The following is a 22,863-nucleotide window of genomic DNA, read 5'->3' as shown; positions in this document are numbered from 1 at the left end:
TCTGCCCGGAACAGGAATCAGGGAACTGTACAGCCCGGATTTACAGCATTCTTGCGATTGTACAGTACCGAATATGCTTGCTGCTGCGCTATTCTAAGGCCATGCAAAGCCTGACACACAGGCAGCCGTTAACGAAGAAAGGAAGGGGCTTTGGTTATGCAGAAGAACATTTCACTCACCGGGCAGGGGGCGAATGCGGGTGCGCCGCCGGGAAAACGCAGGAAATCATGGGCCGGAAGAGAGCTGCATCATTTTAAGAACAACCGTGAGCTGTTTCTGCTATCCCTGCCGGGGATTTTGTACAAATTGATTTTTGCCTATATTCCCATGATCGGCCTGATTATCGCCTTCAAAAACTACCGCTATGATCTGGGCATCTTCGGCAGCAAGTGGGTAGGGCTGGATAATTTCCGTTATTTGTTCACCACCGATACAGCATGGCGGATTACCCGCAACACCGTTCTTTATAATACCGCTTATATCCTGGTGGGGACCTCTGCAGCGCTGCTGCTGGCGATCCTGATGAATGAAATCAAGGCCAAGGTAAGCAAGTTCTACCAGACGGCGCTGTTTCTGCCCCATTTTCTGTCGTGGGTGCTGGTCGGATATGTCGCTTACGCCTTTCTGAACCATTCCGACGGCTTCATCAACCGTACGCTGGAATCGTTCGGGCTTGATCCGGTCAGCTGGTACCAGAATGCCGCCCCGTGGCCGGTCATTCTCATCCTGGTGCAATTATGGAAGGTAGTAGGCTTCAACACGCTGATTTATTTTGCCGGCATTATTGGCATTAACAGTGAATATTACGAGGCGGCGCGGATCGACGGGGCAACCAAACGGCAGATGGCGTTCAAAATCACCATTCCGCTCATGGCTCCGATCATCATCATTATGCTGATCCTGTCCATCGGCAACATGTTCCGCGGCGACTTCGGCCTGCACTATTTTATCCCGAACAATTCAGGCTTTCTCTACGGCTCTACAGATATAATTGATACTTATGTGTACCGTGCGCTGCGTGAAGTCGGCAATGTGAGCATGTCTGCGGCTACAGGCTTCTACCAGTCGGTTGTCGGTCTGGTGCTGGTGCTGACGGCCAACGGCATTGTGCGCAAGGTCGATCCCGATAACTCTCTATGGTAAGGAGGTGCCAGACAGTGGCCCGAAAAAAATTCGAATTCTCCAAACTGTTTATTAACCTGCTGTTTACGGTACTCTCGCTTGTGGTGATTCTGCCGTTTCTCCTAGTTGTGGCCGTGTCTCTCACGGATGAAAAGTCGCTGACTGCCAACGGATACCAGTTCATCCCGGAAACATTCAGTCTGGACGCCTACCGCTATCTGCTGGATGCCCCGGATATCCTGTTCCGTGCTTACGGGGTGACCATCACCATAACCATAGCCGGAGCGCTGTTAGGCCTGCTGCTGACTGCAATGACCGCTTACGTCATTTCCCGGCAGGATTACCGGTATAACCGGGTGACCACCTTTTATGTGTTCTTTACGATGCTGTTCAGCGGCGGGCTTGTTCCCTCCTACATCCTCATTACGCAATATCTGCATCTGAAGGACAGTCTGTGGGCACTGATTCTGCCGATTCTCCTGTCGCCGTTCAACATCATGGTCATGAAAGGGTTCATGTCCAAGATTCCGCTGGAGATCATTGAATCGGCCAAAATCGACGGGGCGCGGGAGTTCCGCATCTTTTTCCGGATCATTCTGCCGCTCTCCACTCCGGCGCTGGCGACACTCGGTCTGCTGATTTCCTTCACCTACTGGAACGAATGGTTTAACGCGATGCTCTACATCGATGATCCGAATAAGGTGCCGCTGCAGCTGCTGCTGGTCCGGACGCTCAACAGTATTGAGTTTCTCACAACCAATTCAGAGTTTACCGGACAGCTCGGCATTGATTTGTCCAGCTTCCCGAACAGCTCGGCGCGGATGGCGATTGCGGTGCTGGCCGGCGGTCCGATGCTGGTGATCTTCCCGTTTTTCCAGCGGTTTTTTGTCAAAGGGCTTACGGTTGGCTCCCTAAAGGGTTAACATACAATCATGTACAAAGTACAGGAGGTCACACACATGAAAAAAAGGCTGTTTGGAGTTCTGGCGCTCGTATTGCTGGCAGCATCGGTGCTTAGCGCCTGCGGCGGTAACGGCAACAATGGAAACAACGGGAACAGTGCAGGGGGCACTGCCACGGAAGGCGCACAGACAGCGGCTCCGGCTACGGATTCGGGTACAGAGGAGCTGAAGCCGGTCGAGCTGACCTGGTATTATCCGCTGTCACAGCTGCAGGCCGACCAGGCCAAGGTGCAGGAGGAAGTCAACAAGATTGTGAAGGGAAAAATCAATGCCACAGTCAAGCTGATGCCGGTCGCTGTCGGGGACTATGTGCAGAAGATGAACACGGTGCTGGCTGCAGGCGAGAAGTTCGACATTCTCTGGACCGGGTACATGCTGAAGCCGGAGGAGCTGGTCCGCAAAGGCGCCATTCAGCCGATGGATGATCTGCTGGAGCAATATGCCCCTGAGCTGAAGGCCGATGTGCCGCAGGTGATGTGGGATGGTCTCTCGGTAGACGGGGAGATTTACGGTATTCCGAATCAGCAGATTAACGGATCGCGTTACGGGTTCATTATCCAGAAGCGTTTTGCCGACAAGTACAATCTTGATACCGCTTCCATCAAAAAGCTCGCCGATATCGAGCCGTTCCTGGCCCAGATCAAGCAGAACGAGCCGGACATTATTCCATTCGGCGTATTCGGCACCTCCTTTATTAATCCGCAGTCGCATGATGATCAGTACTGGGTAGTTCCGGGTCTGGATGACCATTTCTATATCAAAACCGATGATCCAAGCTATACGCTGCACCGTTACCCGGAAGAGGAGCTCGACAATTTCCGGCTGGCCAGCAAATGGTATAAGGAAGGCTATATCTACAAAGATGCTGCTACGGAAAAAATGAACGATTATCTCACTAAAGGCCAGATTGCTGTTGATTTCAACGTTACGCTCAAGCCGGGTGTTGAAGCGGAGGTGAAAGCCAAAAACGGCGGCAACGAGGTCATTACAGTTCCCCTCAGTGACTGGTTCTCCAACGGGTATTCGGCAACCACAAACCAGTCGATCAGCCGCACGGCTGCGAACCCTGAGCGGGCCATGATGCTGCTGAATCTGGTGAATACCGACAAGGACCTGTACAATCTGCTCTGCAATGGCGTAGCCGGAGTCCACTATGAGAAGACAACAGGCGATTACATCAAGGCACTGCCGGATTCGCGTTATATGCCGAATATGGACTGGGTTTTTGGTAGCGTCTTCAATTCCTACCTGAAGGAAGGGCAGCCGGAGAATGTCTGGGAAGAGACCAAGAAGATCAATTCCGATTCCGAGGTTAATCCTGTCGGCGCCTTCAAGTTCAATTCCGAGCCGGTCAATACGGAGATCGCTAACCTGAACGCCGTATGGGGCGAATATAAGCGCGGGCTGGTTACAGGCACACTGGATTTCGAAGAAACCTGGCCTGTGCTGTACGGCAAGCTGAAGGAAGCCGGCGAAGAGAAGTACGTGGCGGAAGTAACGAAGCAATTCGAGCAGTTCCTGAAGGACAAAGGCTTGAAGAAGTAAGACTAGAGAGATTGAACTTAAAGCGAAATTAAGGGGAAAAGTGGCGGAGGGGAATTTTGGAACTGTAGGAGCGATAGCGACCGCCTGAAAGCTTTTCGCAGAAAAGCTCGCTACGGAAGCATAAGCTGTCTGCGGATTTCAACTGTTAAAACGTATAAATCAAGAAATCTGCAGAAGGGCAGCGGCCGGAAGTCCAAACATTCTCTGGAGTCACGGCTAATCCCAAATCGAAATTTATAAGTTCAATCTATATACACTGCAATACCGGAGAAACCTGCTGCTCAATGACGGCTTTGCCCATTCAAGTATACTGGCAAGGCCGTCTTATTTTAATCCGAAAGGAAGAGGAGCTTTGGTGAAAAAAAGGTTGCTTGCAGCACTTATGGCTGGTCTGCTGTTCATGACGATTACCGTTCCGGCCGTAACGTCTTCTGTGTCGGCGGAAGGCACAAACCCTGGAATGACATTGTATGTAGCTACAAATGGAAGCGATTCCAATGGTGGGACGCTGAATGCCCCGTTTCTGACGCTGGAAAAAGCGCGTGACGCCATCCGTACGCTGAAAGCGGAGGACGGGCTGCCGGAGGGCGGGGTTACGGTCATGCTGCGCGAAGGGCGTTATGAACGGACCACAAGCTTCGAGCTGCGCCAGCAGGATTCAGGTGAAGCAGACAAGCCCATCATTTATACGGCTTATCCGGGAGAGTCCGTAACGTTATCCGGCTCCAGGCATCTGGCCAAGTCTGCGTTCGTGCCGGTTACGGATTCCTCTATACTCAGCCGTATTATCAGCCCGGAGGCGAGAACTAAGGTGCTGGCTGCCGATCTGGCAGCGCTGGGGATTACCGATTACGGCCAGCTCAGCCGCCACGGCTATTATCTGGCGAATGATCTGAGCGAGGTACCGCCGATGGAGCTGTATGTGGCCGGGGAAGGGATGACGCTGGCCCGCTGGCCGAACGAATCCACTGTCCAGATGGATGAAATTATTGATCCGGGTCCGACGCGGCGCGATCCGAACGGGGAGGTTCACACGCGCGGTGGCACCTTTACCTACACGTATGACCGGCCCCAGTACTGGACACAGGCGGAGGATATCTGGCTGGACGGGATTTTTGGCTACAGCTGGGAATGGTCGTACAACAAAATTGCCTCTATCGACACAGCCGCCAAAACGATTACCCTCCGTTACGGGGAGATGAGCGGGCTGTTCAAGAACTGGTATCCGGATTTCCATTTTGCGCAAAATCTGCTTGAAGAGATTGACATGCCCGGCGAGTATTACATCGACCGCACTGCGGGCAAGCTCTATTTCCTGCCCAATGCCGGCTTTGCGGCTTCAGCAGACCCGGATATTGAAGTCACCATGCTCAAGACACCGATGATCAACGCGCTCAACGCCTCTTATATCGACTTCTCGGAGCTGGTGCTGGAGAACGGCCGCGATTCGGCTGCGGTATTCATGGGCGGCAGCCATATGCGTATCCTGAACAGCGAGATCCGCAATTTCACCAACAGCGGCGTGCTGATCAATACGCAGAGCCGTTTCTACTATAACAACTTTGAAGGCGCACCCGGAACGGATCACGACATTATCAGCACCCATATCCACCATATCGGCGGCACGGCCGTTACGCTGACAGGCGGCAACAAAACAACACTGCAGCCGGGAAACAACGCCGTGGAGAACTCGCATATCCATGATTTTGCTTATTACCACAAAGCCTATAATCCGGGGGTTCTGCTGTCCGGTGTCGGCAACCGCATGTCGCATAACGAGCTGCATGACGCGCCCCATCCTGGCGTGCTGATCTTCGGCAATGACCATACCGTGGACTACAACGAGATTTATGATGTATGCACCACCTTCTCCGACCTCGGTGCGATCTACATGAATGCGGGCGAACAGCCCCATGAGCGGGGCACCGTCATTAAGCGGAACTACTTCCATAACATCGGGGAGAGCAAGGCGGGGGTAGAGGGCGTCTATCCCGACAACTTCACGATGGGGCTGACGATTGACGAGAATATTTTCTACAAAATGGGCAATTCGGCTATTAAAAATAATGGCGGCGCGCATATCCAGACCCGGAACAATATTTTTATCGACAGCAAAATTCCGTACGATTATGCCGACCTGTACCTCGGCGACGAGCCGGATGACCAGGTGCCGTTAAATTACATGCCGAAGTGGCAGGCGCTGTTCGCAGCGAACAACAATTTTACGGGTACGCCGTACATGGCGAAGTATCCCGAGCTGGCGGACTTTTTCACGGAAAACCGTTATTATCCTGAAACCAACACGTTCCAGAGGAATGTCATTTACAATCCGGTGGTAACGCGCAGTGTAACAACCAATGTGTACGGGGCATATGACAAATTCGGCCTCGTGCAATATGCAGATAACTGGGTGACCACAGCAGACCCGGGCTTCACCGATCTGGCCGGCGGGGATCTGTCCCTGCGTCCGGATGCAGAGGTGTTTAATGCCATTCCCGGTTTCCCGGACATTCCGTTTGCCGACATCGGCATCAATGGCACAGCCGGGACAACCGCAGGACCGGACAGCTATCCGGTACAGGAGGTAGTGGTTTATGACCAGGCCATTACCGTAGACCGCTGGAAAACAGTCAAGCTGCGCACGGCAGTCCTGCCGTGGAATGCGGATCATCCTGCGCTGACCTTTACCTCTGCTGATCCGGGGATCGCAACTGTAGATGGAGCTGGTGTTGTTACCGGCGCTGCAGTCGGCAGCACGGTGATTACGGTGGCTTCAGCGGAGAATCCGCTGCTTACAGCCCAGGTTAGCGTGACTGTGGAGGCGGGCGACGGCGTAATGGATTACACCGATTTCGAGTCGGGGGCGAATGGCTGGAGCCAGGACGCCTACCGCAGCATCGAGAAAATCGGCGCAAACCGCTGGTACAAGGTGCTGAACGGGGCTTCTTCACTCAGCTCCAAAAGCTTCTCCGAATATGAGCTGAGCTTCCGGCTGAAAACGCCGGCGGTGCTGGGCGACAATGTGACCCTGTATGTGTTTGACCGGCAGGCCGGCAGCGGCTCCAGCCGGATCGGTTATAAGACAAGGGCTGACGGCAGCTCGGCTTGGCTGCTCTACAACTCAGCCTGGACGGTGCTGAAGGAAGTGAAGCTGCCGGGGCATGACCTGCTGCCGAATACGGAATATAACGTCAAAATGCTAGTAAAAGGCGGAGACATCAGCCTCTACCTGGATGGGGAATTCCGCCTGAAGGGCAATGACCCCGGACATAATGCGGCGGGGAAGGTCGGCTTCTATGTCAATAATGTCAGCCACATGCTATTCGATGACATTCAGTTCAAGGCCCCGACCACGGAGCTGGCCGGAATCATTCCGGCAGAGAGGGAGGTACGGCTTGCCGCCGGGGAACAGCAGCAGCTGCATTTGTCCTTTGATCCTTCGGATACGCCTGACACTGAAGTTACCTGGCAGTCGGCCAACCCGGCTGTAGCTGCCGTGGATCAGACTGGAGTCGTCAGTGCTGTATACGAAGGAAGTACAGTAATTACAGCTGTATCGGCCGTAAATCCGCTGATTAAGGCTGACATTGCCGTAACTGTCTCCAATATCATGCATGAGACTACCTTTGAGAACGGCGGCAATGGCTGGCCGGTTGACCCCAACCGCAGCATCTCAGCCGACCCGGACGGGAACCGGCGCTACAAGCTGCTGAACGGGGCTACTGCGCTGCTTGAGCGCAGCTTTACGTCCTACCAGCTGGGGTTCACGCTGAAGACACCGTCCGTGATGCCGGATAACGGGATTCTGTATCTCTTTGACCGTCAGGACAGCTCCGGCTCAACCCGGATCGGCTACCGTACCCGGGCTGACGGCACCTCGGCCTGGATCCTGTACAATACAGCCTGGCTGAAGCTGACCGAGTCCGTCCTGCCGGGTCATGACCTGCAGCCGGATACGGAATATACGGTGAAGCTGACGGCCAAGGACGGCGATATCAGCGTATATGTAGACGGCGCGCTAAGACTGACCGGCAGCGATCCGGGCCACCGGCCTTCGGGCAAGGTCGGCTTCTACACCAGCGGCTTCGAGTATATGCTGTTTGACGACATTGTGTTCTCGGTTATGCCTTGAGTAGTTGAGGCTGGTGAGCCCTCCCTGCGGGGAGGGCTTTTGGTTTCTGGAGAGCAGGAGGAGCTGGGAGAGAAGGGCAGACCCGGGAGAAGGAGCAGAATCGAGAAGGAGCGGGCAGACCCGGGAAGAGTGACCGAATCAACGGTAGAAATCCCGTTGAAATGGACTGCCGAGGCTAGAGCGGGCGGAATTAACGGTAGAAATCCCGTTGAAATGGGCTGCCGAGGCTGGAGTGGGCGGAATTAACGGTAGAAATCCCGTTGAAATGGGCTGCCGAGGCTGGAGTGGGCGGAATCAACGGTAGAAATCCCGTTGAAATGGGCTGCCGAGGCTGGAGTGGGCGGAATCAACGGTAGAAATCCCGTTGAAATGGGCTATTCGGGCTGGAGTGGTTGGAATCAACGGCAGAAATCCCGTTGAAATGGGCTGCCGAGGCTGGAGTGGGCGGAATCAACGGTAGAAATCCCGTTGAAAAGGGCTATTCGGGCTAGAGCGGGCTGAATCAACGGTAGAAATCCCGTTGAATTAGGCTGCCGAGGCTAGAGCGGGCCGAATCAACGGTAGAAATCCCGTTGAAATGGGCTATTCGGGCTGGAGTGGGCGGAATCAACGGTAGAAATCCCGTTGAAATGGGCTGCCGAGGCTGGAGCGGGCCGAATTAACGGTAGAAATCCCGTTGAAATGGGCTATTCGGGCTAGAGCGGGCTGAATCAACGGTAGAAATCCCGTTGAAATGGGCTGCCGAGGCTGGAGCGGGCCGAATTAACGGTAGAAATCCCGTTGAAATGGGCTATTCGGGCTAGAGCGGGCGGAATTAACGGTAGAAATCCCGTTGAATTAGGCTGCCGAGGCTGAATGTGGGCCGAAACAACGGCAAGAATATTGTACATTTTGACATATCGGATACCTCTGACAATTTGCAGGATTTACGAACATATCAAGGTACATAAATTTGAAGAAAGTGCGATTAACAACGAGCGGCCAGGCGCTGAATTGTCCCGGTAAAACTTCAGTAGTGGATGTCGTTATCATGCTAAACAAGGGCAGTATCGTCAAGGCGATGCAGGGTTGTATGCGGTAACATGAAAGAGAACACAACGTTTAGGAGGTGCAGCATGAAGCGCTGTTTGTATAGGGCCGAATGGCTCGGGGAAGAGAAGGAGGCTGCTGCTTTTTTCGGGAGCGGTGAGCTCATTGCTTCATTTAAAGAAGCGATGGTACGTCTGCGCGTAGATCATTTGAGCCTGTTTGCCGCCGGTAAACAGCTGTTTCTGTATTATGAATGCCTGGCAGAGCCGGTTACACCGGAGCAGCTGCTGCCGGATGCCTCACAGCGGCTCGAAGTCTGGCCGGGAGGGGAGCCGGGACGGCGCTGGGCATCGTTGACCGATATTTTTCATTATCAGCAGCCTATCTCAGCGGAGCATTGGCAGCGGCGGAACGCTGCTGGCAGGCCCTATGGCCGCCTGGCTATGCTAAAGCCGGAAGCGGCGGCGAGCTATATTTACTACCATTATCAATATCAGGAGGAGCGGCCGGGGGACGGGGATAAGTACGGGATTATCGGGCTGCATGAGAATGTGCTGTTTTTTTATGCCGAGCAGCCCGACACCCGGGAGGCTGCGCCATATGAAGGAAAGCTGAAAACCTCGCTGCGTCCCGATAACTGGGCGGAAGTGATGGAGCCGCATTTTATGAAATGGGAGGGTGCCCCGGCGGGGCAGGAGCTGTGGAAGAACATGGAGCTGCTGCTTGAGCTGCGCGCTCTGAGCGGAAAGCAGGGGGTGCGGCATGTGTAATTTATTTTGCCTGAACGGGGAGTGGGATTTCATGCCCCTGTACGATCAGCAGCAATGCCGCAGCCTGCCGGAAACCATCGTGTACGAAGAATGTAAGGTGCTGGTACCCTCCAGCTGGAGGCGGACCTATCCGCAGCCGGACGGCAAAACCTTCGGGAAAATCCCGGAATATGATTATGCACCGTTTGACCTGTACGGTTACCCGGAGGAGTGGGATGCCGCGGAGGCAGGAGTGCTGCACCGCTGCTTCCGGGTTCCGGAGAGTATGGCGGGCCAGCGGATCGTGCTGCGGCTGGACGGTATTATGCAGAAAGCGGTCATCTATATAGACGGCCAGGAAGCCGGCCTATGGGAAGACGGCTATCTGCCGCTCAGGCTCGACATCACTTCGATGGTGGAGCAAGGGCGGGAGCATCAGCTGCATGTGGTGTGCAGCAGCTTTGATACGGTCCTCCTGCCGAATGGAACGTCCAAGATCACAGGACTGATGGGCTCCTGGTACGGCAGAATCAGCAGGGGCATTTGGCAGGACGTGTATCTGGAAGGCTATCCTGTGCTTGCGCTGGAGGATGTAACAATCCGCACTTCTGTCAGGGAAGGACGGTTAGAGGTTCAGGCGCTGGCAGCCGGGACAGAAGCGGCCATCGCTGGCCGGGGTCCGTTAAGGGTAAGGCTGAGCATCTGGGAGAAGGGTGTGCTGCGGCGGGGTGAAGATGGAGCGGATGGGCCGGATGTACGGGGAATAGATGAGGATACTGGGGAGCCGGAAGGGCTTAAAGAGCTGGAAAAATCGGAAGAGCTAAAAGAGTTGGAAGAAGAGTTGAGAAAGACGGAAGAACAAGAAGAGCAGGAAGAGCAGGAAGAGCTGAAAGAACAGAGGGTGCTTAGAATAATCGGGGGAGTACCGGGAGTTGCTGCGGTTCCTGATGGAACCGGTGCGATAGGGCTGTCTGATCCGGGAGAACCAGGCGGTGCAGCCCCTATATCTTCCGGACCGGTCCTGTCAGCAGAAGGTATTGCTGAGCCGGTAGCTGCCGCATCTGCCGAGAAGCTTAGGCTATGCGAGAATGCCCCGGATGGAGCGGTATACTGCGCCTCCTTCCACTTGGATTGGGACAGTGCCAGACTGTGGAGTCCGGATCAGCCGTTTCTCTACACTGCGGTGCTGGAGCTTCTGGAGGGCGATATGGTTATTGACCGTCATACTGAAGATTTTGGTTTTCGCGAATTCTGGAGCGAAGGGCCGCAGTTTATGCTGAACGGCATTCCGGTCAATCTGCGTGGTGACTCCTGGCATTTTCAGGGCGGGCTGCAGATGACAGAGGCTTATATCCGCAACTGGTACCGGATCTGCCGGAGCGTTGGCATCAACAGCATCCGGCTGCATGCCGAGCCTTATCCGGCTGATTATCTGCGGATTGCCGATGAGGAAGGCATGCTGATTGTTGACGAGACAGCGATTTACGGTTCGGGCAAATCGATGCTGGCTGACCATCCGGCATATGTGGAGAACTGCCGGAAGCATGTGCGGCGGCTGGTGCAGCGCGACAAAAACCATCCGTCCGTTATCCTCTGGAGCCTGCAGAATGAAATGCGCTGGGTAGACGGGCGGGACGGCTTCAAGCTGCACATGCCCGGTCTGATGGAGGAGATCCGCAGGCTTGATCCTACCCGGCTGATCATCGCCGATGGAGACAACCGGCTGCTGTCCAAGGAGCATACGGAGGTGGAGAGCCGTCACTATAATATCGACGGAACCATCAGCCAGTGGGACCGGACGGCTCCGCTGACCTTCGGGGAGCACGGCGGCTGGTGGTATATCAGCCCGCAGAACAGCAGCATGTACACCGGCCTTGAAGTCTACCGGGGAACGGATGAGAGCACTGCGGGGCTGGCCCAGAAGGAGCGGCTGTTTGTGGAGTATGCCAGACGGCAAGGGGTGTCAGGCATCTCCACCTTTAATTTCGCCCATTATTTCATGCGGGCGATGCCAGAACGGGAACTGGTACTGCCGCTTGCCGATCCGGCCATACCAGGAGTGAAGCCTAAGCGCATTCCTGCATACTCACTGACCATTAACAACGGCATGCTGCCTGAGGATTATCCGCTGTATCTTCCCAACCCGGCCTTTGCCATTATGGCTGAAGCTTTCAAGCCCGTAACGATTATGGCAGCTGAATACAACAGCTGGTTTTATGATGATAAGCCGGTTGTCCGCAGTTTTGATGTCTATAACGATACGTATTCAGGTCAGGATGTCCGGGTTGAGGCCGTAATCCGCCAGGGCGGCAAGAAAATCCATGAGCAGACCTTCCAGTTCGTTCAGCGGCCTGCTGAACATAAGGTTATCGGGCTGGAGTGGACGCCTCTGCCGGCTGTTGACGGGGAGCAGGCAGAGCTGACTGCTCTGCTATTCCATGGCGGACAGCAAGTACATGAGCTGCGTCTTGAATATACAATAGTGTCCGCAAGCCTGCTGAAGCAGCCGGTGAACCTGCGGCGGCAGGCTGCTTATTACGGAGCGGACCGTGATTTATCCTATATCAGCAGGCTTGTTCCACGCTGTAAGCGGGTGGACTCCGCTGAGGTGGCCGGCCTTGCATCCGGTTCGCTGCTGGTTATCGGCAGCTATGCGGAGGATGCGGACGGCACGCTTGAGGCCGGGCTGCAGGCCTTCGCCGCGCGGGGCGGCCGGGTGCTGCTGCTGGAGCAGAGCAGCTTGTCGCCCGGCAGGCTGCCGCTCTCGCGGCGGCCGTTCCTCCGCGCCCATGCCGGCAGCTATCGGCATCCGGTGCTGGAGGGCTTCGACGACAGCAGCCTTATGTTCTGGCATGCGGAGCTGCGTGAAGAAGGGCCGCTGCCGATCATCCGCGCGGCCTTCGAGAAGCCGGTGACGGGCGATTTCACCCTGCTGCTGGAATGCAGCTCGGGCGATTTCGGCGACGGCGGCGATCTGTGGACGCCGCTCCTGGAATACCGCAGCGGAGCGGGCCTGCTCCTGGCCAATCAGCTGGAGCTGATGGCCAATCTGGAGCAGATCCCGCAGGCCTGCCTGCTGCTGCGGAACCTGCTGGCCTACGCCGGGGGCCCCGCCGGCGCAGGCCAGCCCCTCCCCGGGGCGCCGCTGGCGCGCCCCGAGGGGTCCGCCGCCGCGCTGGTCCGCGCCGGCGGGGAAGCCGGAGCCCTCCTGGCGGGGCTGCGGCTGCGGTATACGGCGCTGGAGGCCCCAGCGCCGGCATTGCCTGGCGCGCCTGGCACAGCGGCGCGCCAGAACCTGCAGGACTTCGGCCTAATTATAGCCGAAGCCTGCATGCTTGAAGCGCCGGGCACAGCCGCGGCGCTCCGGCACTACGCCGAGGCCGGCGGGCAGCTGGTGCTGCTGCCGGCCGAGCCAGGGCAGCAGGCGGCGCTCGGCAGCCTGCTGGACCGGCCCGTGCGCGTACAGCCGCGCGAGGCGTACCACCTGGCGGCGGAATATGATTACGCCGCCGTGCAGGGGTTCAGCCCTGTCGACCTGTTCGGCTTCGACAAGGTGTTTCTATCGCCGCGCGAGGTCAGGAACCATGTGCTGGCTGCGCATAGTCTGGACATTGCCGGTGCGGACGCATTATGCACAAGCGTTGAGGGAACAGCCTGGAAGGACTACTTTGTGCATGGCTACACGGCTGAATACAGCCGGCTCGCGCTGGTGGAGCTGAACCGCAGAAGGGCCCGTCCTGCAGGAACGTTTATGGCTGAAGTCAAGCTTGGCGAAGGTTCAGTCATCTGCTCACAGCTGCTATCTGATCCCGGCAATGACAAGGCGGTCCGCCTGTATACCCGGCTGCTGGCCAATCTGGGCGCGTCCTTTGATGACGGCCTGCTGGACAGCGTGAAGGGAGACGGGGAATGGGCTGTGGAAACGATGATGGCCCTGCCATGCCTGCCCCACATTCATTATGAAGAGATGAAGGCGTACTATATCGACCCGGAATTCTCATTAAATAACCTGGGCGAGGGCCTGTACGGCTGGATGCAGAAAAAAGAGCGCCGCCCCGGTGACGGTACCCTGCGCATAGCAAATGCAGGGAATAACCGCTGGTTTCTGAGCTGTTTTGTGGATGTCCCAGAAAAGGCAGGGGAAGCCGCTCGCCAATACCCGGGCCGGCTGCGGATCAACACGGACGTACCCTATGAAATTTACCTGAACGGTGAGCTTGCAGCTGAGCCCGAACGGGAGCTTACGCTGCAGACCGGGCTCAACCGGCTGATCGCCATCCTGCAGGGAACAGGCGGAGACCTGGCGTTTGGCCTGACCTTTTTAAATCTGGACGGCACCTATATGAAGGGTCTTGAATACCGTCTGACCCTGGATGAGGTCGAACCGAAATAATCCCATAACATCACAAAGGAGCTGAAGCCCGGTGAATGCGGAGCTTACCAGAAATAACGACCCGAAAGCATACTATACCTTCAGGGACGATGAAAAAGAGATCGAATTCAAGCGGCATGACATGCCGACGCCGTGGATGAACTATCTGTCGAACGGAACCTTCCATACGATGCTGTCACATGCCGGCGGCGGCGTGGCTTTTTATAAGTCGCCCCAGATCTGGCGGATTACACGCTACCGTTTCTTCCATCTGCCGATGGACCGTTCCGGCCCGTATATTTATGTGCAGGATGCCATGACAGGCAGCTACTGGTGCCCAACAAGCGAGCCTGCCCTGGATAAGCCCGAGGAATGGAAAAGCGCCCACGGAATGGGCTACACCCGCTTTGAGGCAAAGCGCGGCGGTATCGCGGCCCGGACGGTGTATTTTGTCGGACCGCATGAGAATTCGCTGATCTGGAATCTGACCTTGACCAATGAAGGGACCGAAGCGAGAGAGCTGAAGGTCTACGCCTACGCCGAATTCGGGATGATGGAATTTATGCGTGAGCTGCAGTGGCAGTGCTACAACAAGCATCAGGTGTCCGTGCAGTATCATGAGGCTGAGGCGCTGGTCTACCGGTACGGGGTAGAGAACCAGCCGAAGCCTGAGGAGACGCCGCTTGTCTATCTGGCTGCGGATACGCCGCTTGCCGGCTATGACGGTGACCGCGAGGAGTTCATCGGCAGCTACCGCAGTGAAACCAATCCGGCGGCAATCGAAAATGGAGGCTGTACAGGATCAACGCTGCTGGGCGGCGACCCGTGCGGCGTGCTGCAGTTCAGTGTTACGCTTCAGCCGGGAGAGTGCCGGACGATTAATGTGTTTCTCGGTACGGCAGCAGATGAGGCGGAGGTATCGCGGGTAATATTCCATTCCAGGGAAAAGGGCTTTGTAGAAGCCTCCTTCCAGGCGCTAAAAGAGAACTGGTCAGACTACTTAGGCGCCTGGGAGAGCAGGCTGCCGGATCAGGATGCCGAACGGATGATCAACATCTGGAATCCGTATCAGGCGCACCGTAACTTTTTATTTTCACGCAATATTTCCTTTTACGCCACCGGAACGTTCCGCGGGGTAGGCTACCGGGATACGGCTCAGGATATACTCTCGGTGGTGCCCTTTGATACGGAGCTTGCTTTTGACAAGCTGAAGCTGCTGCTCGGCCAGCAGTACAGGGACGGGCATGTGAACCATTACTTCTTCCCGAACGAGGGCTGGGAGCCGGTAACTAGCATTCACTCGGATGATCATCTATGGACGGCGCTTTCGGCCTGGGACCTGCTGGCGGAGACAGGGGATGCTGCATTCCTGCAGGCAAATGTGCCTTATTATGACGGCGGTGAGGGTACGGTGTATGAGCATTTGCGGGCAGCCATCGATTTTACGGCCTCACAGCTGGGCTCCCGCGGCTTTCCGCTGATGCTGCGCTCGGACTGGAATGACCAGCTGTTCCGGGTCTGCCGCGAGGGTCGGGGTGAGAGCATCTGGACGTCGATGCAGTTCGGAACCGTGCTGCTGCGGATGACTGATCTTGCTGCGGCAGCCGGGCATGCGGAAGATGCCGCCCGGTATGAGGAGATGTATGAGCGCCAGCGTGAGCTGGTCAACAGCATCGGCTGGGACGGCCGCTGGTTCCGCCGGGCGATCATGGATGACGGCCGGTTCCTCGGCAGCGATGAACATGACGAGGCCAAAATCTGGCTCAACGCCCAGACCTGGGCCACCATCTCCGGTATGGCAGACGCGGATAAGGGGCTGCAGGCGATGGACAGTGTGCGTGATATGCTGGACACCGAGCTCGGCATCAAAAAAATCCACCCGTCCATCACCACCTTCCCTGATCCTGCCGACCCTCTGACCAATTACAACAAGGGAACAGGAGAGAACGGAGCGGTTTTCTGCCACGCTAACACCTGGGCGATTATCGCGGAATGCCTGCTGGGCCGCGGGGATCTGGCTTATAAATATTACCGTCAGCTGCTGCCGAATGTTGCCATGGACAAAGCGGGCTTGTGGCGCTATAAAGCCGAGCCTTACGTCTATGCTTCCAACCTGTTCGGACCGGAGTCCGACAAGTTCGGATTGGCTAATGTATCGTGGCTGACCGGTACTGCTGCCTGGATGTACTTGGCCGTTACCCAGTATATTCTCGGGGTAAAGCCGGTTTTGAATGGTCTGTCCATCGACCCGTGCATTCCGGCGGACTGGGAAGGGTTTACGGTCAAGCGGCGTTTCCGGGGCTGCGTTTATGATATTACTGTTACCAATGCTAATAAGGTCTGCAAAGGTGTTAAAAGCATTACCGTTGACGGCGAGCCCATAGAAGGTAACATTCTTCCCGCATATACCGGACGCTCATCCGTCAAGGTCGAAGTCGTTCTGTAGAAAAAATAGGCTTCTCATTAGGCGGACTATATTCGGTGTTAAACATACCCGACTGCGCCAGCGTTCATTAAATACCTTTTACTCTACTTCCTTCAGGAGTAATAGGCACATCCACCGTCCTTAAGCAAAATGGCTGTTCAACCCTTCCATTTGCCTAAGGGCGGTTCTTTGCGGTTGCTGCTTGCTCAACATTTACGCCTGGTTCCAGCCCAAAATAATAGAGCAAGCGCACTTACACCGGCTCCAAGCCAGCATACTCCTTTCCACCCGGCAAATACGTACATACTTGTTGCGGCAATAGAGCCGGCGGAGCTGCCGATTGAATAGAAGATCATATAAGCGGCGGTGAGACGGCTGCGGGCCTCGGGACGCACATTCAAAATCATACTTTGATTCGTAACATGCACCGCCTGAACGGCCAGGTCCAGAAGGAGGATTCCGATAACAAGTGCGGCCAGGGAGCGCTCCGTATAGCTGATAGGCAGCCAGGAAAAGAGGAGCAGCACGAGCGCAATTCCGGTTGTAATCTGTCCATATCCGCGGTCGGCCAGCCGTCCGGCACGGGTTGCCCCTAACGCTCCGGCAACTCCGGCTAAGCCGAACGCTCCGATGGCAGAGTGAGAAAGTGACAGCGGAGGCTGGCTGAGCGGCAATACAAGCGAAGTCCACAAGATGCTGAATGCAGCAAAAATGAACATGCAGAGCAAGGAGCGGATACGCAAAATACGCTCTTCCTTATACATGCCCAGTACGGAACGCAGCAGCTGGAAATAGTTAAGTGAGGCTTTTCGTTCCTCCTGAGGCATGATCCGCAGCAGCGTTAATGCAATTGAAAGAATACAGACTGCGGACAGAAGATAGACCGCGCGCCAGCCTGCTGCGTCCGTCAGCACTCCTGCAGCGGTTCTCGCCAGCAAAATACCAATGACAACCCCGCCAGTTACAATTCCAACCGTACGCCCCCTTTCGGAGGGTGCGGCTAATGTTGCGGCATAAGCAACTAAGGTTTGTGTAACTACCGCCAATAACCCCACAATGGCCAGGCCCGAAAAAAATACGCTGACGTTCGGCGCGAAGGAGATCGCGGTTAAAGCCAGCACGGATAAAAGCATCTGACCGGGAATCAGCAGCCGCTTGTTAAGAATATCGCCAAGGGGCACCAGCAAAAAAAGGCCAACCGCATAACAAACCTGTGTAACCGTGATAACAATACCAACGGATGAAGGGGCTATAGCGAACTCCTCCGCGATGACATCCAGCAGCGGCTGGGCGTAATACACATTTGCAACAGACAGCCCGCAGGCTATGGCGATTAATAAAGTTACACTACGCGGCATTAAATCCGGCTGGCCGGCAATTTCACCAGGTTTACCCGCTCCCCTTCCAGTCCCCGTTTCTGTCTTTCCGTTAGTTTGCAGCTTACCCAATTGTATTCACACACCTCTCATTCTAATATGTACTTTACAGTATAATATACTAAACAGTACAAAAAGCATGGAATAAAAATAACCCCTTTGATAAATATAGTCAAGGCAATTCTCAAGAGGAATTTGACAATCAGAGGGCGTGATTATAGAATTTTTAATATACCAAGCAGTATGATATGGAGGGTGAACAATGGTCCGGCTCAGGGAGTTTGACGAGGAGAAGGTGCTTCAAGCGGCGATGCGTGTTTTTTGGGAGAAGGGCTATGAGGCGGCTTCAATTAACGATTTAACCTCGGCCATGGCGATTCAGCGGCCCAGTCTTTATTTAGCTTTTGGCGATAAAAAACAGCTGTTCGAAACCACTCTGCGCAAGTACACTCAATGGCACGCGGCGGGTATACGGAAGAAGCTTGAAAGTAACAGCTCCGTCCGGGAAGCCATTCGTGCTTACTTCAAAGGTCTAGTTGACGAGGCGTACGAGGGGGAGGGGAGCATGGGGTGCTTTTGCATCAATACAATGGTCGAGCTGTCGCCTCATGATGAGAAATTCGAAATTATTACGCGGGAGCACCAGATGTACCTTGCCGTCCTGTTTCAGGAAACGATCGAGCGCGGAATCCGGTCAGGCGAGCTTAATCAAGAGACGGGCGCCAAGGCTCTGGCTCAAAGTCTCGTTATATCGTTAATCGGTATCACGGTATTGCTGAAGTCCCGGCCCGACCGTTCTTTTGTCGATAATGCGGTTGAGGTATCGTTATCCCATTTGTAATGATCAATAAACCAGTAATAGAAGGGAGGAGGAATACATAAATGAATCAAACTCAAACATGGGAGCACAACCTAAGGACATTCCTGAATGCTATCGAGGCAATTGGCGGAGAGGCAGAGGGGTGCTCATTGAAGCCTCCGGTCCGTTTATCGGAAGTAAAAAAGGTTGAGGAGCACTTGGGTATTCCATTACCCGAATCATTAGTAAAGGTGGCTACCGGGTTTTGTGGAGGGATGGAACTGAGCTGGTCTTTACCTGATGATGAAGAGCTGGAACTGCCGCTGCCAGTAGAGCTGAAGGGGATTTTTGCCGGAGATTTCATCTGGAGCATTAAGGATATTATTGCTGCTGAGGAGGAACGGAGGGGCTGGGAGCAGCAGGTTTTTTCGGATCTGGATGATGAATATGACCGGGTATGGCATAACAAGCTGGGTTTCATGGCTGTGGGAAACGGGGACTTTGTAGCATTCGATCTTTCTGTGCCTGCCGATCCGCCGATCGTCTATTTGTCGCATGATGGCGGTAATGGACACGGATATATTTTGGGGCATAATTTCACGGATTTCATGGACAAGTGGAGTAAAATTGGCTGTGTTGGATGTGAGGACTGGCAGCTGATCCCCTTCATGGACAGCCCTGTATCCGGAATAATGCCCGATTCGGACAATGCCAAGCTATGGAGAAGCTGGCTGAAGGTAGAGCTGTGAACTCAAGCCTGTGCTAATCAGCTTCAACGTATGCTCTTTCTGTATTTCTCGGGTGAAATTCCCTTTTGCTTTTTGAACATTTGGCTAAAATACGACGGAGAATAGCCGCCCACCTCCGCTGCAATCTCCTGAACAGACATGGAAGTATTGGCGAGCAGAATACTGGCCTCCCGCACTCGCCGCTGTATCACATATTCAGACAGGGTGACTCCTGCAAAATCCTTAAACAAATGTGAAATATGGTACGGTGACAGGTGCATCGCGGCGGCCAGCGTCTCCAGGCTGAAGGGCTCTTTATAGTGTCCGTCCAGCCAGCCGGTAATTCGTTCTACATGCGAACCTCCGCGTGACTGGTTATTGAAAGCCTCGGGCAACACGCCGGACATGTTCTTTTGCAGCAGCCCGATTAACTGGAGCATCAGGAGTCCCGTATTTTCTTCTCTATCCGCAGCGGAGCTATTGCCGGCGTAATGAAGTTCCTCCAGCACAGCGGCAATCGGCGTATTTTGCATGTCATATACAACCGGCCGCTGCAGGCTCCCCCTCCACAGGCTGCGGAAAAACTTCTCCAGTAAAGGAAAAGCCGCAAGGTAACGCTCCAAAAAACCGGGATCAAAGGTCAGATTGGTCCGGATATACGAATGGCCCTCAGCCGCAGGAACAAGCACACGGTGCAGCTGATAGGGCTGAAACCAGACAAGTGTGTGATCCTGGATCGGATACGTCTGATTCTCTGCCATAATCTCACCGTGGCCGCTATAAATATACAGCATCTCGATTCCCCTGTGCGCATGAAACCAATGGGCTTCCGCATCCTCATACTTATATTTGTACATAAACAACCCGGGCTCCAGCCCCTGGGGCAGGTAATTATTCCTGTTCATGCAGCGCTCCCTCATCGACCAGTATTACTTTTAGTATAAATAGCCGTCCGGCAAAAAGAAACCGTTTCATCTCCGCGCTTAAGTAACTGTGCAGCTCCAAGTAACCAGGTAAACACTTAGAGGGGAAAATCCCATTAAGTAACCCTGTTTAGCCTGATGAGAGCTACAATAGAGGGATAAATCCCATAAAGTAGCCCAGTTCAGCCCGTGGACAGCCGCAATAGAGGGGAAAATCCCATAAAGTAGCCCAGTTCAGCCCGCTGAACGCCGCAATAGAGGGAAAAATCCCATAAAGTAGCCCGGTTCAGCCCGCTGACAGCCGCAATAGAGGGAAAAATCCCATAAAGTAGCCCAGTTCAGCCCGTGGACAGCCGCAATAGAGGGAAAAATCCCATAAAGTAGCCCAATTCAGCCCTCTGAACGCCACAATAGAGGGAAAAATCCCATAAAGTAGCCCGGTTCAGCCCGCTGACAGCCGCAATAGAGGGAAAAATCCCATAAAGTAGCCCAGTTCAGCCCGCTGATAGCCGCAATAGAGGGAAAAATCCCATAAAGTAGCCCAGTTCAGCCCGTGGACAGCCACAATAGAGGGAAAAATCCCATAAAGTAGCCCAATTCAGCTCGTGGACAGCCGCAATAGAGGGAAAAATCCCATAAAGTAGCCCAGTTCAGCCCGTGGACAGCCGCAATAGAGGGAAAAATCCCATAAAGTAGCCCAGTTCAGCCCGCTGACAGCCGCAATAGAGGGAAAAATCCCATAAAGTAGCCCAGTTCAGCCCGTTGACCGCCACAATAGAGGGAAAAATCCCATAAAATAGCCCAGTCAGCCCGCTGAACGCCGCAATAGAGGGAAAAATCCCTATGATTGCGATAGATGAGGAAGAATGGGCCAAATGAACGGAACCCCCTTTTGAATCTGGCGGATGAGGGAGCGTGCTGCTCCCATCCCCAAGACTAGTTACTCCTAACTAAGTATCGGGCCTACCTCTCAGCTAAACTCTGACTTTGTCGCCTACCGCCCCACATACTCATCCAGAATACTCACCCGCTCAGCACTCCGCCCGACGCACTCGCCCAACGCACCCGCTCAGTACTCCGCCCGACGCACTCGCCCGACGCACCCGCTCAACACTCCGCCCGACGAACTCACCAAACGCACCCGCTCAGCACTATGCCCGACGCATTCGCCCAACGCACCCGCTCAGTACTCCGCCCGACGCACTCGCCTAACGCACCCGCTCAGCACTCCGCCCGACGCACTCGCCCAACGCACCCGCTCAACACTCCGCCCGACGCACTCGCCCAACGCACCCGCTCAACACTCCGCCCGACGAACTCAACAAACGCACCCGCTCAGCACTCCGCCCGACGAACTCACCAAACGCACCCGCTCAGTACTCCGTCCGACGCACTTACCATACTCTCCCACCAAATTCAATCACCAATCCCCCCAACCAATCCCTAGCCAGGTCCCTGCATCTTACTCCTGCCTACCACTCCACCTACACCTGCCGGCCGTACCAATACCCCGGAATGCCTTGCTCCAGGCGCAGCAGTGCCTCCAGGAAGAAATAGTCGCCCCAGATCATGAAATCGTCGGGGGAGGAGTTGCCTCTGACGGAATAGGAGCCGTGGCGCAGGAAGCCCTCCTCGTCCGGCTTCCCGGCGGTGAAGTAGCTGCTGATCAGCGAGTCCATCGACTGGTTCACTGCTTCGCTTAGCAAAGACCGGTCCGGGTCGTTCTCCGGCAGGTGGTCCAGCAGCTCAAGCACACCGCACACAAAGATGGCTGAGGCCGAGCTGTCACGCGCTGTGCCTTCCTCCTGCGGGGCATCGAAATCCCAATAGGCGATATGGTCCTCAGGGAGATGCTCCAGGAAGTAGCCGGCTAGTCTCCGTGAGGTTTCAAGAAAACGCTCCTCCCGCGTATAGCGGTAAGCCAAGGCGAAGCCGTAAACACCCCAGGCCTGGCCCCGCGTCCAGGTCGAGCCGTCCTGGTAGCCCTGCGCCGTTCCGCCGCGGATGGCATTTCCATTCTCCTGGTCAAAATAAAAGGTATGGTACGAGGAGTCATCCCCCCGCACCAGGAACCGGCGGCTTTGGTCGGCTTGAAGGGTTGCACACTCAGCATACCTGCGGTCTCCGGTCTGTTCAGCTGCCCAGTAGAGCAGCGGGAGATTCATCAGGCAGTCGATAATAATCCGCCCGCCGTTGTCGGCATCGCCTTCCGGTCCCCAGGCCTGGAATACCTGCGGCGCAGAACGCCAGCGCTTCATCAGCACATCGGCGGCCTGCAGCGCCAGCAGGCGGGAGGCTTCATCGTTATCCACGATCCACCGCGCCTTGGCGGACAGGGAGTAGAGGAAGCCGATATCATGATGATCCAGCTCTTGGCCTGCTTCCATACGCTCGCGGAAGGAATCCACCGTCTGGATCGCTGCATAATAAAGCGCGGGATCCTTGCTGTATTCATAGCTCAGCCACAAAATACCGGACCAGAAGCCCTCCGTCCAGTTGGTCTGCTCAGTCAGATGATATTTGCCGCCCTCCATACTGACAATAGGAAAGCGGTTACCGAAACGCTCAATGTTAAGGCGGGTGGTGGCCAGCGTCTGTTCAATTACGGATTTCCGGTTCATGCTAGAATAACCTCCTAGTATCGCTATATTGTTCTTACCCTCATTATAAATCTGATGTGGTATCGGTTTGTTGTGTACTT

The 22,863-nt window shown here is 55.1% G+C and carries 14 protein-coding genes; 10 read left to right on the top strand and 4 right to left on the bottom strand.

Annotated features, from left to right (window positions below; translation table 11 throughout):
• Positions 1-156: 156 nt before the first annotated feature.
• From R70331_RS23530 to R70331_RS23495, 8 genes are all read left to right on the top strand, one after another.
• Positions 157-1,143 (top strand): ABC transporter permease, encoded by a 987-nt coding sequence (locus tag R70331_RS23530; protein WP_042179717.1) that lies wholly within the window; start codon positions 157-159, stop codon positions 1,141-1,143.
• On the top strand, positions 1,137-2,045 hold the full coding sequence (locus tag R70331_RS23525; protein ID WP_042179715.1) for a carbohydrate ABC transporter permease: 909 nt from the start codon (positions 1,137-1,139) through the stop codon (positions 2,043-2,045). Before R70331_RS23530 ends, R70331_RS23525 begins: the two co-directional genes overlap by 7 nt.
• Before the next feature lie 36 nt (positions 2,046-2,081).
• Positions 2,082-3,629 carry an ABC transporter substrate-binding protein gene (locus tag R70331_RS23520; RefSeq protein WP_042179713.1) on the top strand — a complete coding sequence of 516 codons (1,548 nt, stop codon included), beginning with the start codon at positions 2,082-2,084 and terminating at the stop codon, positions 3,627-3,629.
• 355 nt (positions 3,630-3,984) lie between these two features.
• Positions 3,985-7,761 (top strand): Ig-like domain-containing protein, encoded by a 3,777-nt coding sequence (locus R70331_RS23515; RefSeq protein WP_042179711.1) that lies wholly within the window; start codon positions 3,985-3,987, stop codon positions 7,759-7,761.
• Positions 7,762-7,800: 39 nt separating this feature from the next.
• Positions 7,801-8,007 (top strand): hypothetical protein, encoded by a 207-nt coding sequence (locus R70331_RS23510; RefSeq protein WP_042179709.1) that lies wholly within the window; start codon positions 7,801-7,803, stop codon positions 8,005-8,007.
• Between the two features lie 869 nt (positions 8,008-8,876).
• The gene (locus R70331_RS23505) at positions 8,877-9,560 is read left to right on the top strand and encodes a hypothetical protein (RefSeq protein ID WP_042179707.1); all 684 of its coding nucleotides are present in this window, start codon (positions 8,877-8,879) and stop codon (positions 9,558-9,560) included.
• Positions 9,553-13,932 carry a glycoside hydrolase family 2 protein gene (locus R70331_RS23500; RefSeq protein ID WP_042179705.1) on the top strand — a complete coding sequence of 1,460 codons (4,380 nt, stop codon included), beginning with the start codon at positions 9,553-9,555 and terminating at the stop codon, positions 13,930-13,932. Before R70331_RS23505 ends, R70331_RS23500 begins: the two co-directional genes overlap by 8 nt.
• Positions 13,933-13,963: 31 nt before the next feature.
• The gene (locus R70331_RS23495) at positions 13,964-16,357 is read left to right on the top strand and encodes a GH36-type glycosyl hydrolase domain-containing protein (RefSeq protein WP_042179702.1); all 2,394 of its coding nucleotides are present in this window, start codon (positions 13,964-13,966) and stop codon (positions 16,355-16,357) included.
• A gap of 185 nt (positions 16,358-16,542) precedes the next feature.
• Here the strand turns inward: R70331_RS23495 and R70331_RS23490 are convergent, their stop codons facing one another.
• Entirely contained in the window at positions 16,543-17,694 is a 1,152-nt protein-coding gene (locus R70331_RS23490; RefSeq protein WP_081947880.1) for an MFS transporter, read from the bottom strand.
• Positions 17,695-17,974: 280 nt separating this feature from the next.
• Between R70331_RS23490 and R70331_RS23485 the strand changes: the two genes are divergently transcribed.
• Entirely contained in the window at positions 17,975-18,553 is a 579-nt protein-coding gene (locus tag R70331_RS23485) for a TetR/AcrR family transcriptional regulator (protein ID WP_042179699.1), read from the top strand.
• A gap of 41 nt (positions 18,554-18,594) precedes the next feature.
• On the top strand, positions 18,595-19,260 hold the full coding sequence (locus R70331_RS23480; RefSeq protein ID WP_042179696.1) for an SMI1/KNR4 family protein: 666 nt from the start codon (positions 18,595-18,597) through the stop codon (positions 19,258-19,260).
• A gap of 23 nt (positions 19,261-19,283) precedes the next feature.
• On the opposite strand, the gene R70331_RS30685 is transcribed toward R70331_RS23480, so the two are convergent.
• The 3 genes from R70331_RS30685 to R70331_RS23470 all read right to left on the bottom strand — a co-directional run bounded on the left by R70331_RS30685 (position 19,284) and on the right by R70331_RS23470 (position 22,783).
• Positions 19,284-20,144 (bottom strand): AraC family transcriptional regulator, encoded by an 861-nt coding sequence (locus R70331_RS30685; protein ID WP_052419181.1) that lies wholly within the window; start codon positions 20,142-20,144, stop codon positions 19,284-19,286.
• A 668-nt stretch (positions 20,145-20,812) separates the two neighbouring features.
• Positions 20,813-21,037, bottom strand: coding sequence for a hypothetical protein (locus R70331_RS31690; RefSeq protein ID WP_156131180.1), 225 nt, complete (start codon positions 21,035-21,037; stop codon positions 20,813-20,815).
• Between the two features lie 609 nt (positions 21,038-21,646).
• The gene (locus R70331_RS23470) at positions 21,647-22,783 is read right to left on the bottom strand and encodes a glycoside hydrolase family 88 protein (RefSeq protein ID WP_042179693.1); all 1,137 of its coding nucleotides are present in this window, start codon (positions 22,781-22,783) and stop codon (positions 21,647-21,649) included.
• Positions 22,784-22,863: the final 80 nt, after the last annotated feature.

It is taken from the genome of Paenibacillus sp. FSL R7-0331, from assembly GCF_000758645.1.
Lineage (GTDB): Bacteria > Bacillota > Bacilli > Paenibacillales > Paenibacillaceae > Paenibacillus_AQ > Paenibacillus_AQ camerounensis.
The sequence above is the reverse complement of the archived record's forward strand: the minus strand, read 5'-3'. Positions and strand labels throughout refer to the sequence as shown.

Coding starts and splice junctions, on each gene's coding strand:
- R70331_RS23530 (WP_042179717.1), top strand. CDS start 157: ATGCAGAAGAACATTTCACTCACCGGGCAGGGGGCGAATGCGGGTGCG.
- R70331_RS23525 (WP_042179715.1), top strand. CDS start 1,137: ATGGTAAGGAGGTGCCAGACAGTGGCCCGAAAAAAATTCGAATTCTCC.
- R70331_RS23520 (WP_042179713.1), top strand. CDS start 2,082: ATGAAAAAAAGGCTGTTTGGAGTTCTGGCGCTCGTATTGCTGGCAGCA.
- R70331_RS23505 (WP_042179707.1), top strand. CDS start 8,877: ATGAAGCGCTGTTTGTATAGGGCCGAATGGCTCGGGGAAGAGAAGGAG.
- R70331_RS23500 (WP_042179705.1), top strand. CDS start 9,553: ATGTGTAATTTATTTTGCCTGAACGGGGAGTGGGATTTCATGCCCCTG.
- R70331_RS23490 (WP_081947880.1), bottom strand. CDS start 17,694: ATGCCGCGTAGTGTAACTTTATTAATCGCCATAGCCTGCGGGCTGTCT.
- R70331_RS23485 (WP_042179699.1), top strand. CDS start 17,975: ATGGTCCGGCTCAGGGAGTTTGACGAGGAGAAGGTGCTTCAAGCGGCG.
- R70331_RS23480 (WP_042179696.1), top strand. CDS start 18,595: ATGAATCAAACTCAAACATGGGAGCACAACCTAAGGACATTCCTGAAT.
- R70331_RS30685 (WP_052419181.1), bottom strand. CDS start 20,144: ATGAACAGGAATAATTACCTGCCCCAGGGGCTGGAGCCCGGGTTGTTT.
- R70331_RS23470 (WP_042179693.1), bottom strand. CDS start 22,783: ATGAACCGGAAATCCGTAATTGAACAGACGCTGGCCACCACCCGCCTT.